The sequence below is a fragment of the Clostridium tetanomorphum genome, from assembly GCF_017873215.1.
Taxonomy (GTDB): Bacteria; Bacillota; Clostridia; order Clostridiales; family Clostridiaceae; genus Clostridium_AO; species Clostridium_AO tetanomorphum.
This window is the reverse complement of record NZ_JAGGKA010000018.1, coordinates 85,439-100,959: the sequence shown is the minus strand read 5'-3', so window position 1 is coordinate 100,959 and position 15,521 is coordinate 85,439. Positions and strand designations below refer to the sequence as shown.

Below are 15,521 nucleotides of genomic sequence, written 5' to 3'. Positions count from 1 at the left end.
TGGTTTTGTATTGCAAACTCATCCACCCTTAGTAAGCCTTATATGTAATTTGTATTCCTCAGACCAAGATTTTGCCTTCGGCTTCCTTCAGATTCTACCTCACGGTGGACACCCTTGCCGTCAGCTAGTGGTTCCCACTACCAAGCCCACAACGGACTTTCACCGTCAAGTTGTTGCCCATGCTGGGCACACAATAAAAAAAGTAATCTACTATTCAATAGATTACTTTCTAACAATTTTGGAGGCGCCACCCAGACTTGAACTGGGGATAGAGGTGTTGCAGACCTTTGCCTTACCACTTGGCTATAGCGCCATATTAAATTTTGGAGCGGAAGACGAGATTCGAACTCGCGACGTTCACCTTGGCAAGGTGACGCTCTACCACTGAGCCACTCCCGCATTTTTGGTGGCTGGACCAGGAATCGAACCAGGGACACGAGGATTTTCAGTCCTCTGCTCTACCGACTGAGCTATCCAGCCAATTCTATGGTGGGCACAACAGGGCTCGAACCTGTGACCCCCTGCTTGTAAGGCAGATGCTCTCCCAGCTGAGCTATGCGCCCATAGAATTTATCACTAACACAATACATATTATAATTAATATTAATAATTTTGTCAATATATTTTATCAAAATTCCTATGCTATTTTTATTAATACTTAAAAACTTAAAAATTTAAGTTCTTCTAAGCTTCAGATAAAGTTTTCTTAAAAAATATTTTACTCCAGCTGAAACTTAGAAAAACTCATGAAACAGTATACCATCCACTTTCTCACCTGTACAGGTAAAGAGTATTGCGAATAATGATTATAGCCCAAAGCATAAGTATTTAAAAAACTTATTTTTTCCCTTCAAAACTATATCAACTATATTAAGCTTTTGCTAAATCTTTTCCTAATTCCTTACATTTTTCAATTCCCTCTTCATCAGGTGTCTCATTTATAATTAATCCATCATCTACAAGTTCCGCCCCATAACTTTTCATTTTTTCCTGCCATTCTTCCATCCATTCTCCGTTTCCCCAACCGTAAGATCCGAAGAGTGCCATTTTCTTTCCCTTTACTACTGTTGATATGGATTCCACAAAAGGTTCCATTTCTCCTTCTTCTAATTGCTCTGCACCCATAGATGGACATCCTAAAGCTACTGCATCAGCAGATGCAACATCATCAATTGTTGCTTCCCCTACTTTCAGAGTTTTAATCTCAACCCCATCCATTGTAGCTCCTTCTGATAAAGCATTTGCCATAGCCTCAGTATTTCCTGTTCCACTCCAATAAATTACAGATAAATGTTTCATAATTCTCCTCCTCATTGATAATGATTTTCAATTTCATTTAAATTGTAACCCTTATTTCTTATTTTGTCAATAAAAAAAAGACTTGTAAGAACAAATCTTTTTTCATATATAATTTATAATTTTATTAAAAGCTTTGATAATCCTCAAATTAAGCTAATTACTTTTCTCTTATGTCTACAAAAAATTCACTATTATGTATACTAGCTTCTTTTAATGTAGCCATATTATTCATTAAAGAAAGTGCTGCTTCAATTATGCAAAATTCTATTGGACATCCAGTACCTTCCCCTAACCTCATATCCATATTTAATCCAGGATCTAAATTTATTTCTTTCATTACATACTTAGCACCTGGTTCTGCAGATAGATGAGATGGAAACATAAAATCTTTTACATCATTATTTAATCTAAATGCACATAATGCAGCTGCACATGATATTATTCCATCTATAACTATTGGCACTCTATTTTTAGCAGCTCCTAAAAAGCAACCACATATACCAGCTATATCGAATCCTCCTACTTTTGATAGTACATCTATAGCATCATTTTTATTTGGATTATTAATTTCTATTGCCTTCTTAACTACTCTTTTTTTATTTTCAAAGCCTTCTTCTGTAAGACCAGAACCTTTTCCAACTACAATATCAGAATCCATGCCTGAAAGTACACTTATTACTGCAGCACTAGTAGCAGTATTACACATTCCTGCTTCTCCAGTTCCAAATAAATCATAACCTTCTTTAACAAGTTTATCTACTGTTTCTATTCCTATTTCAATAGCTTTAATAGTTTGTTCCCTAGTCATAGCAGGTTCTTTTGCTATATTGCTTGTTCCATAAGCTATCTTTTTATTAATTACTTTAGGATTTTTAAAATCTGCTTTAACACCAATATCTACTACACAAATATCTGCTTTTGCATAATCTGATAATACACCTATACCAGTTATTCCTCTTGTATAGTTATCTGTTATTATAGCTGTTAATTCTTGTGGACATGCACTTACTCCTTCTTCCCAAACTCCATTGTCTGCACACATTACTATAGTATTCTTTTTATTTATTTGATTTTTTACTTTCCCTGTAATACCTGCCATTTTAACAGCTATTTCTTCTAATTTACCTAAGCTGCCAATAGGTTTACTAAGACTGTCCATCCTTTCCCAAGCTTTTTTTATAGCCTCTTTATCTGCTGGTTTAATATTATTTAAAGTTTCTTGTAATAAATTCATTTTTCCCTCTCCTCTAAAAAATTACCCTACTTTCAAGTAGAGGTATGTAGAATCTATGATTATTTAAAAATAATTAAAATTCCCCTTACTAAAAACAGCAAGAGGAAAAATCATAGCTAACTATTTTTCTCTTCCCTCCGAAGAATATAGTAAAAATTTAGGCAGTTCTCCTGGCTTAAGCATCATCCTCCTCCTTCCTTCCCGGTAAAACCAGTGGATTATAGGAATCGTTCACTTTTACAGTAGCGGGGGCTGCAATGGATTTACACCACTTTCTCATTTTAAACTTATAGTACCTAAAATTAAATATTCTATTATAAATAAATTATATTACTTTACACTAAAGCTTTCAAGTACTTTATCTCTGTTTTTTCTATAATCATTCGTATTTTATTGTTCCATTTTTTCTAATAATTGCCCTATTTCTTCGTGTTCAAATATATATTTTTTATTGCAAAAATGACATTGCAATTCTTCCTTCTTATTGTCATCATATAGCTCTTTTAGATCTTTTTTTCCTATACTTAAAAGAGCTCTTTCAACTCTCTCTTTTGAACAATCACACCTATACTCAGGTTTAATATTTTCTAATATCTTTAAATCCATTCCTTCAAAAATAAATTCTAATATTTCTTCAATAGTCATTCCTTTTGAGATAAGCTCAGTTATGGATGGCACCTCTTCAAGTCTGTAAGTTATTAAATCTGCAGTTAATTCGTCTGCATCTGGCATCATTTGTATAATAAATCCACCTGCAGATTTTATAGTTAAATCTTTATTTACTAATACTCCTAATCCCACAGCAGAAGGAGTTTGTTCTGATACAGTAAAGTAATAAGCTAAATCATCACCTATTTCTCCTGAATATATTGGCACTTGACCTACATAAGGTTCCTTAAGTCCCATATCCTTTATAACTGTTAAATTACCATTCTTGCCAATAGCTCCACCTACATCAAGTTTTCCTTTATCATTGGCTGGAAGATCTACATTAGGATTTCCTATATATCCTTTTACATGACCATCTGAATATGCTGTTACTACTATACCTTTTGCTTCTCCACCACCTGACATTTGTACTGTAAGAGTATCTTTTTCTGACTTTAACATAGTTCCCATAATTGAACCTGCTGTAAGCATTCTTCCTAAAGCTGCAGCTGCGGTTGCACTACAATTATGTAATTTTACCCCTTCATTTACTAATTCAGTAGTTATAGCTCCAATTATTCTTACCTGCCCATCCTTTGCAATAGCCTTTACTAATTTATCACTCATTTTATTACCTCCATTATCTTGTTAATACATATACTATTCTTTCTGTATCTTCTCTTAATTGCTTTTCTTCATAATCATCTAGTATTTGAAGAATCTCAAAACCAGATTCTTTTATTAATTCCTGTATTTCTTCTTTAGTATATGCTCTTTCTTGATGAAATTCATCAAATCTCTTATATAATTCATTCTCCTTAATAAAGAAAGTTAAATACATGTCCACTATATTCTCTTCAAGATTATTCTCCCATATATAATAAACATCTTCATCATCATAATTATATATATTATTACCTAAAATCTTCGTTAGTTTATAATGAGAATTAATATCAAAAATAAATATTCCATTTTTCTTTAAGTGATTATATACATTTTTAAAATAGTTTTCTATCTTATAATTTTCTACTATATAATTTGTTGAATCCAAACAACAAGTTATTAAATCAAAAGTCTTATTTAAATTTAATTCACTTATATCTTGACAAATAAACTTGCCCTTTATTCCTTTAACTCTTAACTTTTCTTCTGCTTTGGTAAGCATATCATTAGATAAATCCACAGCCCAAACACTAGAGAAATATTTACCTACCAATTCAGTTATATTTCCGGTTCCACAACCTAAATCAACATAATCCTTTTGTTCAATATTATATTTATTACATAGGTCCAATATTGCATTAGACCATTTTTTATAATTTATATCTCCCTTTATTAACTCATCATATATCTGAGCAAAATCCTTATAGCACTCCATCTAATTTACTCCTTTTAGTAAATAATTCATACCTACTAAATATTATATATTTTTATTTAGTAAGTCAACATTTTTAGGAATATTAAGTTCTTTTTTTCTTTTGGTCATTATACCACCAATTCTACCTGTTTCTTCTGAAGTTAACCCACTCCATCCATATTTATCTACTTTTTCTTTTAATCCTAATTCTTCTGCAATTTCATATTTCATTTTTTCTCTAAGTTTTTCTGCAGGAGTTAGTTCTCTATTAGACTTCAATTTTGCTTTAATAACCTTTTTTAAAGGTGTCTTACTCATAAATATCCCTTCCCTTAAAAATAATAATTATAAAATTTCTTAATATATTAATTAGTTTTTACATGAAGAGATTTTATTATACACAACTATAAAAAAGTACAATGCACTTTTAGTTCACAATTGATAATTTCAATAGAAAAAAATAGAGCAAGGATTATCCTTACTCTATATAAACTACCTATTATTCATTAAACAAATGACAAGCAACAAAATGATCTTTTTCAATTTCTTTAAGCTCAGGAGACTTTTCTTTACAGATAGATTTCGCATATTTACATCTACCTGCAAATCTGCAACCTGGTTTAGGATTTATAGGACTAGGTACTTCACCTTCTAACATTATTCTTGATCTAGTTTTCTCCGCATCTGGATCAGGAACTGGTATTGCAGATAAAAGCGCTTGAGTATATGGATGTAATGGCTTTTCATATAAGTCATGGCTAGACGCTAGCTCAACCATTGTTCCTAAATACATTACACCAACTCTATCTGATATATGTTTTACCATAGAAAGATCATGAGCAATAAATAAATATGTTAATCCTAATTCATTTTGTAATTTAATTAATAAATTTACCACCTGTGCCTGTATAGATACATCAAGAGCAGAAATAGGCTCATCACAGACTATAAATTTAGGTTCTACAGCCAAAGCTCTAGCTATTCCAATTCTCTGTCTTTGACCTCCTGAAAATTCATGTGGAAATCTTGATGCATGTTCTTTATTTAGCCCTACTAAGTCTAATAATTTATAGATTTTATCTATTCTTTCTTTTCCTTTATACAATCCATGGATATCTATACCTTCAGCAATAATTTCTCCAACAGTCATTCTAGGATTTAATGATGCATATGGATCCTGAAAAATAATTTGTGCATTCTTAGTAAAGCTTCTCTTATCCTTTCCCTTAAGTCCATGTATATCTATTCCATCAAAGAAAACATGCCCTTCTGTTGCTTCATAAAGGCCTAAAACTGTTCTTCCACAAGTAGTTTTACCACATCCAGATTCTCCAACTAATCCCAATGTTTCACCTTTTCTTATTGCAAAGCTTACATCATCTACTGCTTTTAATAAAGCATCTTTTCCTACTTTAAAATATTTCTTTAAATTTTTCACTTCTATTAAATTATTATTTTCCATTACTTTGCACCTCCTGAAACTATGGGTGCTTCCACCTTTGGTGCTAAAGGATGCTGAAGCCAGCATAATACATTATGAGTATCACTAACTTTAGTAACCTCTGGCATTTCTTCTTTACATATTTGCATACAGTACTCGCATCTAGATGCAAATGGACACCCAACTGGTGGTTTTAAAAGATCTGGTGGTGTTCCTTGTATAGAATATAATTCATTTTTATGTTTTGTATCAAGCCTTGGTACTGATTGCAATAAAGCCCAAGTATACGGATGCTTAGCATTGAAGAATATTTCATCTGTAGTTCCTCTCTCAATTATCTTACCAGCATACATTACTTGGATTTTTGATGCTACACTAGCAACAACTCCTAAATCATGTGTTATAAGTATTACTGCAGTTCCAAGCTTGTTTTGAAGTTCCTTTATAAGATCCATAATTTGAGCCTGTATGGTAACATCTAATGCTGTTGTAGGTTCATCTGCTATTAAAATTTTAGGATTACATGCAAGAGCTATAGCTATCATAGCCCTTTGTCTCATACCACCTGAAAATTCATGTGGATACTGATTTACTCTTTTTTCTGCATTAGGAATATTAACCAATTTTAGCATCTTAACTGCTTCTTCTAAAGCTTCTTTTTTATTCATTCCCCTATGAATTATTAAACTTTCTGCTATCTGATTACCTATATTCATAGTAGGATTCAAAGAAGTCATAGGATCTTGAAATATCATACTAATTGATTCTCCTCTTAACTGCCTTAACTCTTTGTCAGACATTTTTAAGATATCCTTCCCCTCAAAAAGTATTTGTGACTCCTTCTTTATCTCTCCTGGTGGCATAGGTATTAATCTCATAATAGATTTTGATGTTATAGTTTTCCCGCATCCAGATTCTCCAACTATAGCTAAAGTTTCTCCTTTGTCTAAATCGAAGGATACTCCTCTAACGGATTGGACTTCTCCTGCATATGTGTGAAAAGAAACTTTTAAATCTTTTACTTCAAGTAATTTCCCCATTAGTATCCTCCTTCCTACTGACGAAGTTTTGGATCTAGAGCATCTCTTAATCCATCACCTAATAAATTAAATGAAAGCATTGTTAAACTTATTGCTATAGCTGGGAATAATAATTCATGTGGATAAAATTGCATAACAGATTGACCGAAAGAACACATAGCACCCCAACTTGTATTAGGAGGCTGTATCCCAAGACCAATAAAGCTTAAAAATGCTTCTGCAAATATAAAACCTGGTATATCAAAAGTCATGTAAATAATTATAATTCCAATAGTGTTAGGTATTAAATGTTTAGCAATAATTCTCTTTGAATCTGCTCCTAGCGCCTGAGCTGCAAGTACATATTCTGATTCTTTTAACTGCATAACTTGTCCTCTGATTAAACGAGCCATTCCAGTCCAACCAGTTAAACATAATGCTAATAATATAGTTGCTATACCTTGCTTCTGCATAACAACAGCTATAAGTATTACCACTATCATATATGGAATACTATTTAATATTTCAACTATTCTCATCATTATTTCGTCAATTAATCCACCAAAGTAACCACTAATTCCACCATACATAGCTCCAATAGTTACTTCAATTAAAGTTCCAAATATACCAATAGCAATTGATACTCTTCCACCAATCCAAAGTCTAGAAAACATATCTCTTCCTAAATTATCTGTTCCAAATATAAATTGTCCTCCAGGCTTTTGATTTGTAATATCTGTATTTTGTTGCCAATAATTAACTCCTGAAAGCATTTTCCCTATATAAGGTCCTACTGCACACATTAAAGCTATAACACCTAATAATATTAAAGAAAAGATTGCTATCTTATTTTTTTTCAATCTTCTCCAAGCATCTTGCCAATATGTCATATTAGGCCTTACTATAGCGTCAGCATTACAACTGCCGCATCCTATTATTTCAAATTTCCCTTTATTTAATTCTACCATTTGCTACCCTCCTACCTTTTACCACCTGATAGTCTTATTCTAGGATCAACTACAGTATATAATATATCAACAATTAATAAAGCCACTATATATAAAAATGAGTAAAATATAGTAAAGCCCATTATCATATTATAATCTTTCGTTGTTATTGAATCTATCATGGCACTTCCAAGTCCAGGTATTGCAAATATTCTCTCAATTACAAAAGATCCCGTAATGATAACTGCAATTTGTGGACCTAGTATAGTAATAATAGGAAGTATAGCATTTCTTATAATATGTTTCCATGCAATAGCTATTTTTGACACACCTTTAGCTTGAGCAGTTGTTATATAATCTTGACTTATAACATCCAACACAGAAGTTTTCATATATCTTGCATAAGTAGCAACACTTGAAAAGCTTAATGCTAAAGTAGGCAAAATGGTAAACTTTAAACTATCTATAAATCCATCACCTTTGTTATACCATCCTGCAATAGGTAAACCAGCTTTTCCTCCTAATCCCTGCTGAAGCAAAGCTGCCAATACGAAACTTGGTATGGAAACCCCCAGTATAGCAATAAAAATAACAAAATAATCAATTCCCGTATTTCTATTAAATCCTGCAATAATTCCTAATATTAATCCAATAACCAATCCAAAAAATACAGCTTGAAGACCGATTCTCGCTGAATTAGGAAATCTCTCTTTTATATATTTATTAGCGGATATTCCTGGTGTTATAAAAGAATCTCCCATTTTTCCTTTTGATAAATTTTTTAAATAAGTTACGTATCTTTGTGAAATAGGCTTGTCCAACCCATATTCAGCTCTTAAAACTTGTTGTACTTCTTTAGGCAATTGTTTTGCCTGAGAAGATATAGGGTCTCCCGGCATACTATTCATTAAGAAAAATGTAACCGTCACTACAACCCACAATGTAAGCACCATATATCCTAATCTTTTAGATATATATCTTACCATATTTTTCCCCCTTCCTTGTAACTACAACTTTTATGTAAAATATTTATTATGTATATTATAATTATCACAAATATTTCTGAAATAATTATTTCATTTAATTATCCATAAATAAAAAATTATGTAAACGAAACATTTTACAATATTGTACCATAAGCTATATAAAGGCTACAACAGGAAATTCCTGTTGTAGCTTTACATTTGAATTTATATTATGTTATGTTATTTATTCACCAGTAACTGAAGCCCATTTTAATTCATATAATCCACCAAAAGATGGGTACTGAAGTCCCTTTACATATTTCTGTGTAAACATACGTTTGTCTTTATAGAATACTGGAGCCATTCCTGCCTGTTCTTTAACTAATATTTCTTCTGCTCTCTTATATAATTCAATTCTCTTATCCATGTTAGATTCTTTTAGTATCTTTTCAACTATTTGATCATATTCAGCATTTGAGAATTTTCCATTATTATTACCATTTCCTGTTTTAAATAATTCTACAAATGCCATTGGATCATTATAATCTGCTCCCCATCCTGACATAGCTATTTCAAAATCACCTTTTTCTTTTTTGTTATTATAGTCTGAGAAATCAGCAGCTGTATCCATTTTTGTATTAAATCCTATCTTTTCCTTCCACTGAGCTTGGAAAAATTCAGCATAGGCTCTATCATCAGTAGAACTTCCCTGTGGTAAATATCTTAAAGTGTATTTTGATGGATCTGGATCTAATTTAAGTTCCTTTAATCCTTCTATAAATAAAGCTTTAGGATCTTTATCTACTCCTTTTAATGGTTCAGGTACTATATCTCTATACACCTTTTCCCCTGCAAACATTCCTACTGGAATTAAACCACGTGATACAAATCCTCTTTGATAAACTTTATTAACATAAGCTTCTCTATCTATAGCAAGAGAAATAGCAAGCCTAATTTTAGAATTTGTCAATAATTTATTTGCTTTTTCACCATTTTGATTAAATATCATATAGAAAGATGATGGATCTGTTTCTTCAATAAAGTTGTATTTTCCGGATTTAGCTTCATCCTTCATCTTTTGGACATATTCCCCAACTATAGCTGTTACGTCCAACTGTTTGTTAGTAAACATTTGATATCTTGTTGTCATTTCCTCTGCTACTTGGAAAGTAACTTTATCAAGCTTTACTGTATCTTTATCCCAATATTCAGGGTTTTTACTAGCTACTATTTTTGATGCTCTTTCCCATTTATCAAGAACAAATGGTCCATTAAATACCATTTTTGAAGGATCTGAACCAAATTTATCTCCACTAGCTTCAACTATATCCTGCCTTAATGGATATAGTAATGGGAATGATGTTAACTGCAAGAAATATGGAATCGGATTTTCTAATTCTACTTCTAATGTCTTATCGTCTTTTGCTTTAACTCCAACTTCTTCAGCTTTTGCTTGTCCTTTATAATACTTTTCACCATTCTTTAATACAAACATAAAAGAAGCATATTGAGCTTTTGTCTTAGGATTTAATATTCTCTTCCATGAATATTCAAAGTCCTTAGCTGTAACTGGCTTTCCATCTGACCATTTAGCATCTCTTAATTTAAAAGTCCATTTTAATTCATCTTTTGAACATTCCCAACTTTCAGCAATGGCTTTTTCAGGTTTGTCCTTATTAGATCTTGTTAAACCTTCAAATGATGCATTGATTGCGTTATGTGACATTTGATCCGTAGCCTTTGATGGATCTAAGGTCTTTGCATCAGAAGCCTGAAGCACAATAGAGTTTTCCTTCTTTCCACCTTCAGCAGCTTTTTTATCATCACTACCTCCCCCACAGCCAACTAATGCTATTGATAACAACATAGTAGCTGTTAAGAGCGCTGCCAAAATTTTTTTACTCTTCAACTTGAATTCCCCCTTTGAATACTACCTTATTTTTTATAATTATGTTTATTTAATAATAAATATGCTTATTAATTGTTTTATTTCATTAACATAATATATACTGTAATAAAAATTTCATTATACTTATTATTATAATTCACATTGTTAACCTTACCATGTTAAAATTATACATAATTTAAAATTAAATATCCCAAATTTTAATATGCTAACAAGACATTTATAGTATATTTTCTTGCATTTGTTTTAACTATATTAGCATAATTTGTTTGTATTGTCAATTATAACTGCAATCATTTCAATTGCATAACAGGCTTAAAGCATTACCTGAATATTGTGTATATTGAATTATATATTTCTGAATTGATATTATATTAATTCAACTCATGCTAATAATAAAAATGAATAAGTATACATATTATTTGAATATTATTTGTAAATTATATTTTTTATAGAATAATATTTTAATTTTATTTATTTATTATAAAAAAGTATGTAAATTTACTTATATCAGTTATATAATATAGTAAAGAATTTTTAGGAGGGATTTTCATTATGAAATAAAATATAGTATCTATAGAATTTATATTATAAAATATAGGTTGTGTTTTTAGATTTTATAAGAACTCTAATATATTTAAGAATTAGTATATATTACATCAATATAAGCAACATAACATTATATTATTTATATAAGAAAAACTAAAATAAAATTCAACTTATTTTATAGTTTATTTCAAATATTATAATGAAACTAGCTTCATTATATGCAATACAAATTGCAAAATATATTATAAAATGAATTGTTGTTAATAAAATTTTTTTAGAAAAGAGGTTTTTTAATGAGTATATTTAAAGGTTCTGGTGTAGCTATAATTACACCATTCAATGATGAAGGCGTTGATTTTACTAAATTAGGAGAACTCTTAGAATGGCATATAAAAAATAATACAGATGCCATAGTTATTTGTGGTACTACTGGAGAAGCCTCTACCATGTCAGAAGAAGAAAAAAAAGAAACTATTAAATTTACAGTTGAAAAAATAAATAAAAGAGTTCCTGTAATAGCTGGAACAGGAAGTAATAATACTTCTTCTTCTATTAAATTTAGCAAATGGGCTGAATCGATTGGAGTGGATGGTCTTTTAATAATAACACCATATTATAACAAAACAACACAAAAGGGATTAGTAGAGCATTTTACAGCTATAAATGATGAAGTTAATACTCCAATTATAGTTTATAATGTGCCTGGAAGAACTGGCTTAAACTTATTACCAAAAACATTAGCAAGAATATGTGATATCTGCGATAATGTTGTAGCTATTAAAGAAGCTTCCGGAAATATAAGTCAAATTGCCGAAATTAAAGCTTCTCTAAAAGATAGAATTGATATTTATTCTGGTAATGACGATCAAATAATCCCAATACTTTCTCTAGGTGGAATTGGTGTTATATCAGTACTAGCTAATATATTACCAAAAGAAGTTCATAATATGTGCAAATTATATATGGATGGTAAAGTAAATGAAGCCTTAAAAATTCAACTAGATACTTTGACTTTAGCTAATTCTTTATTTATAGAAACAAATCCAATTCCAATAAAAACTGCCATGAATCTTCTAAAAATGAATGTTGGTAATTTGAGATTACCATTATGTAATATGGAAGACAACAACTTAAATGTATTAAATAATGAATTAAAAAAATACGGCTTGCTAAAATAATTAAATACTTATAATGGAGGTTAAATAATGGTAAAGGTAATTTTATGTGGTTGTAATGGAAAAATGGGAAAGGTTATAACTGAAACTCTTAATTCATTCCCAGAAATAAATATAGTTGCTGGAATAGATAAAACTTCAAATTCTAAGGTTTCTTATCCAATATTTGATAGCATTGACCAATGCTCTGTAGAAAGTGATGTAATACTAGATTTTTCTAGACCCGATGCTTTAGATTCTTTAATCTCATACTGTAAAAGAAATAATTTACCTTTAGTGCTTTGTACTACAGGTTATTCACAGGAACAAATAGATAAAATCACATCCACTTCAAAAGAAATTCCTATATTTAGATCAGCAAATATGTCAATAGGAATTAATATAGTGAATTCTATACTAAAAAATATAAGCGAAAAATTATATAAGAATTTTGACATAGAAATAATAGAAAAACATCATAATCAAAAAGTAGATGCTCCTAGTGGAACTGCTCTTCTACTAGCCAACACTATAAAAGATTCCATACCAGAAAAAACAGAATTTAATTATGGAAGAGAAGGTTTATCAAAAAGAAACCCTAACGAAATAGGTATCCACGCTATTAGAGGAGGTTCAATTGTTGGAGAGCACCAAATAATCTTTGCAGGTATAGGAGAAACCATAGAAATAAGTCATAATGCTATATCAAGAGAGGTTTTTGCTATAGGTGCACTTAAAGCCTGTGAATTCATGAAAAGTAAATCTGTCGGACTTTATGACATGGATAATGTTATAAAAAGATTGTAACTAATTTTTTCAGAATAAAAATAATAGATAACAGAGTACAGATATTGAAGAAAATTCTTCTTATCTGTACTCTGTTATCTAAAAAACGCTACACGTTTTTTTTAATCCACATTTCAATTCTATCTAAAGCTTCCTTTAATTCTTTCATACTATATGCATAGGATATTCTTATATATCCCTCTCCTCCTTCTCCAAAAGATGCTCCTGGTACTACAGCAACTTTTTCTTCTTTTAATAGACTTTCACAAAACTTTTCACTAGTTATATTAAATTTTTTTATAGATGGAAAAATATAAAATGCTCCTTTAGGCAAATTTACATCAAAGTTTAAATCTTTTAATCTCTTATATACATAATCTCTTCTTTTTATAAATTCATTCTTCATATATTCTACATCTTCCATACAATTCTTTAATCCTTCTACTACTGCCCATTGTACAATAGAAGGTGCACAACTCGTATTATACTGATGTAATTTAACTATGTGCTTCATATATTTTTCCTTAGCACATACATAACCTATTCTTAATCCAGTCATGGAAAACATCTTTGAAAAACCGCTTATCAATATGACTTTATCTTTTATATCTTCATATTGACATATAGAATAATAATTCTCTTCAAATACTAAAGCACTATATATTTCATCGCTAATCACTGTAATGTCCTTGTCCTTTATTATTCTATAAATGTCATCTCTATCCTTCTTAGATAAAGTAGCACCTGTAGGATTAGATGGAAAAGATAATACTAACAATTTAGGATTTTCTTCCTTTATCTTTCTTTCAATTTCTTCAATATCTAAATTAAAATTCTTATCTAATTTATAATTTATAGGAATAGCGCCTAAAAGTTTTGTACAACTTTCGTAAGCTGGATATCCTGGACTTGGTATTAATACTTTATCCCCCGGATTTAACAATGCCATAAATGTATTAAATAACCCTTCACTACCTCCTACAGTTAAACATATTTCCTCATCATCAAAATTTATGTGGAACTGCTTTAAATAATTAGATATTTCTTTTCTTAACTCTACAATACCCATATTTGATGTATATCCTGTTTTATTTTCCTCAATAGCCTTTATCATAGCTTTCTTAATTTTTTCTGGTACATTAAAATCTGGCTGTCCTAAAGTTAAAGAAATAGCCTCTGGATACTTACTAACTTTATTAAAAAATCTCCTTATTCCTGATATCTCTATATTTTGCACATAGTTAGAAATATATCTATCTTCCATATTTACCTAAACCCTCCTTTCAAAAATTGCAACGCGTTTTTTTATATTATGAATATTATACTCTTTAATAACATAGTCTATCAATAAATATATTATACTTTTAATTTTATGCTTTTATTTATGAATATTATTTATTATAATTTTTATATTAAGTGGTATATTAAAAATAAAAACAAAGGAGGATAATCATGAATTATAACTTAACAGATCCATATGAACTTGCCCGATACATAAAAGATGCAAAAAAGTCAACACCAGTAAAAGCCTATATAGATGGTAACTTAGAGGGATTAGATGTTGGAAATATTGAAGTATACGGTGAAAATAATTTTTATGTCTTTTTTGGTGAAAGTGATGAAGTATTGAATTTTATTAATACTAATAAAAATAATATAAAAAAATATAAAATAGAAAATGATAGAAGAAACTCTGCTATTCCTTTAAGTGATATGCTTAATTTAGATGCTAGAATTGAGCCTGGCGCACTAATAAGAGATAAAGTAAAAATAGGAAAAAATGCTGTAGTTATGATGGGTGCTGTAATAAATATTGGAGCAGAAATTGGCGATGGAACTATGGTAGATATGAATGCTGTAATAGGTGCCCGAGGAAAACTTGGTAAAAGAGTTCATCTTGGTGCTGGAGCAGTAGTTGCTGGAGTTTTAGAACCACCTAGTAAAGAACCTTGTATTATAGAAGATAATGTTTTAATTGGAGCTAATTCCGTAATATTAGAAGGAGTTCATATTGGTGAAGGTTCTGTTGTTGCCGCTGGTTCTGTTGTTGTAGAAGATGTGCCTGCTGGAGTTGTTGTAGCCGGTACACCAGCTAAAATTATAAAAGCTATAGATGAAAAAACTAAAGACAAAACTCAAATATTAGATGACTTAAGAAAATAATACATAAAGGAAGGTTATCCTTTTCAAAAGATAACCTTCTTTTATTATTAATA

General features: G+C 30.3%; 14 protein-coding genes, 4 tRNA genes and 1 riboswitch. Of the genes, 3 read left to right on the top strand and 15 right to left on the bottom strand.

Annotation, left to right across the window (positions count from 1 at the left end; all coding sequences use genetic code 11):
* Window positions 1–239: 239 nt before the first annotated feature.
* From J2Z24_RS16245 to J2Z24_RS16180, 14 genes are all read right to left on the bottom strand, one after another.
* Window positions 240–313 (bottom strand) — tRNA-Cys (locus J2Z24_RS16245).
* Window positions 314–324: 11 nt separating this feature from the next.
* Window positions 325–399: transfer RNA gene (locus J2Z24_RS16240), tRNA-Gly, on the bottom strand.
* 5 nt (window positions 400–404) lie between these two features.
* Window positions 405–480, bottom strand: a tRNA-Phe gene (locus J2Z24_RS16235).
* A gap of 7 nt (window positions 481–487) precedes the next feature.
* Window positions 488–563: transfer RNA gene (locus J2Z24_RS16230), tRNA-Val, on the bottom strand.
* A 307-nt stretch (window positions 564–870) separates the two neighbouring features.
* A complete protein-coding gene (locus J2Z24_RS16225) occupies window positions 871–1,299 on the bottom strand; it encodes a flavodoxin (RefSeq protein ID WP_111947465.1) in 429 nt (142 codons plus the stop codon).
* A 157-nt stretch (window positions 1,300–1,456) separates the two neighbouring features.
* A complete protein-coding gene (gene cobT, locus J2Z24_RS16220; RefSeq protein ID WP_035146128.1) occupies window positions 1,457–2,533 on the bottom strand; it encodes a nicotinate-nucleotide--dimethylbenzimidazole phosphoribosyltransferase in 1,077 nt (358 codons plus the stop codon).
* Between the two features lie 143 nt (window positions 2,534–2,676).
* Window positions 2,677–2,848, bottom strand: a riboswitch (cobalamin riboswitch).
* 75 nt (window positions 2,849–2,923) lie between these two features.
* Entirely contained in the window at window positions 2,924–3,808 is an 885-nt protein-coding gene (gene hslO / locus J2Z24_RS16215) for an Hsp33 family molecular chaperone HslO (RefSeq protein WP_035146132.1), read from the bottom strand.
* A 13-nt stretch (window positions 3,809–3,821) separates the two neighbouring features.
* On the bottom strand, window positions 3,822–4,559 hold the full coding sequence (locus tag J2Z24_RS16210; RefSeq protein ID WP_035146134.1) for a class I SAM-dependent DNA methyltransferase: 738 nt from the start codon (window positions 4,557–4,559) through the stop codon (window positions 3,822–3,824).
* A gap of 42 nt (window positions 4,560–4,601) precedes the next feature.
* Window positions 4,602–4,856 carry an alpha/beta-type small acid-soluble spore protein gene (locus tag J2Z24_RS16205; protein ID WP_035146138.1) on the bottom strand — a complete coding sequence of 85 codons (255 nt, stop codon included), beginning with the start codon at window positions 4,854–4,856 and terminating at the stop codon, window positions 4,602–4,604.
* 181 nt (window positions 4,857–5,037) lie between these two features.
* Window positions 5,038–6,000 (bottom strand): ABC transporter ATP-binding protein, encoded by a 963-nt coding sequence (locus J2Z24_RS16200; RefSeq protein ID WP_035146141.1) that lies wholly within the window; start codon window positions 5,998–6,000, stop codon window positions 5,038–5,040.
* A complete protein-coding gene (locus J2Z24_RS16195) occupies window positions 6,000–7,019 on the bottom strand; it encodes an ABC transporter ATP-binding protein (protein WP_035146145.1) in 1,020 nt (339 codons plus the stop codon). Before J2Z24_RS16195 ends, J2Z24_RS16200 begins: the two co-directional genes overlap by 1 nt.
* Window positions 7,020–7,033: 14 nt before the next feature.
* Window positions 7,034–7,966: an ABC transporter permease gene (locus J2Z24_RS16190; protein WP_035146147.1), complete on the bottom strand. Its 933-nt coding sequence runs from the start codon at window positions 7,964–7,966 to the stop codon at window positions 7,034–7,036.
* A gap of 11 nt (window positions 7,967–7,977) precedes the next feature.
* Window positions 7,978–8,931, bottom strand: a complete 954-nt coding sequence (locus tag J2Z24_RS16185) for an ABC transporter permease (protein ID WP_035146150.1) — start codon at window positions 8,929–8,931, stop codon at window positions 7,978–7,980.
* 223 nt (window positions 8,932–9,154) lie between these two features.
* Complete coding sequence (locus J2Z24_RS16180; protein WP_035146152.1) at window positions 9,155–10,819, bottom strand: peptide ABC transporter substrate-binding protein; 1,665 nt, start codon at window positions 10,817–10,819, stop codon at window positions 9,155–9,157.
* Window positions 10,820–11,658: 839 nt separating this feature from the next.
* Here J2Z24_RS16180 and dapA point away from each other — a divergent pair.
* Together dapA and dapB are read left to right on the top strand one after the other, a co-directional pair.
* On the top strand, window positions 11,659–12,543 hold the full coding sequence (dapA, locus tag J2Z24_RS16175; RefSeq protein ID WP_035150602.1) for a 4-hydroxy-tetrahydrodipicolinate synthase: 885 nt from the start codon (window positions 11,659–11,661) through the stop codon (window positions 12,541–12,543).
* Window positions 12,544–12,570: 27 nt separating this feature from the next.
* Window positions 12,571–13,326, top strand: coding sequence for a 4-hydroxy-tetrahydrodipicolinate reductase (gene dapB, locus J2Z24_RS16170; protein WP_035150604.1), 756 nt, complete (start codon window positions 12,571–12,573; stop codon window positions 13,324–13,326).
* Window positions 13,327–13,414: 88 nt separating this feature from the next.
* On the opposite strand, the gene J2Z24_RS16165 is transcribed toward dapB, so the two are convergent.
* Window positions 13,415–14,569, bottom strand: a complete 1,155-nt coding sequence (locus J2Z24_RS16165) for a pyridoxal phosphate-dependent aminotransferase (protein ID WP_035150606.1) — start codon at window positions 14,567–14,569, stop codon at window positions 13,415–13,417.
* A 188-nt stretch (window positions 14,570–14,757) separates the two neighbouring features.
* On the opposite strand from J2Z24_RS16165, the gene dapD reads away from it, so the two are divergent.
* The gene (dapD, locus tag J2Z24_RS16160; RefSeq protein ID WP_035150608.1) at window positions 14,758–15,468 is read left to right on the top strand and encodes a 2,3,4,5-tetrahydropyridine-2,6-dicarboxylate N-acetyltransferase; all 711 of its coding nucleotides are present in this window, start codon (window positions 14,758–14,760) and stop codon (window positions 15,466–15,468) included.
* Window positions 15,469–15,521: the final 53 nt, after the last annotated feature.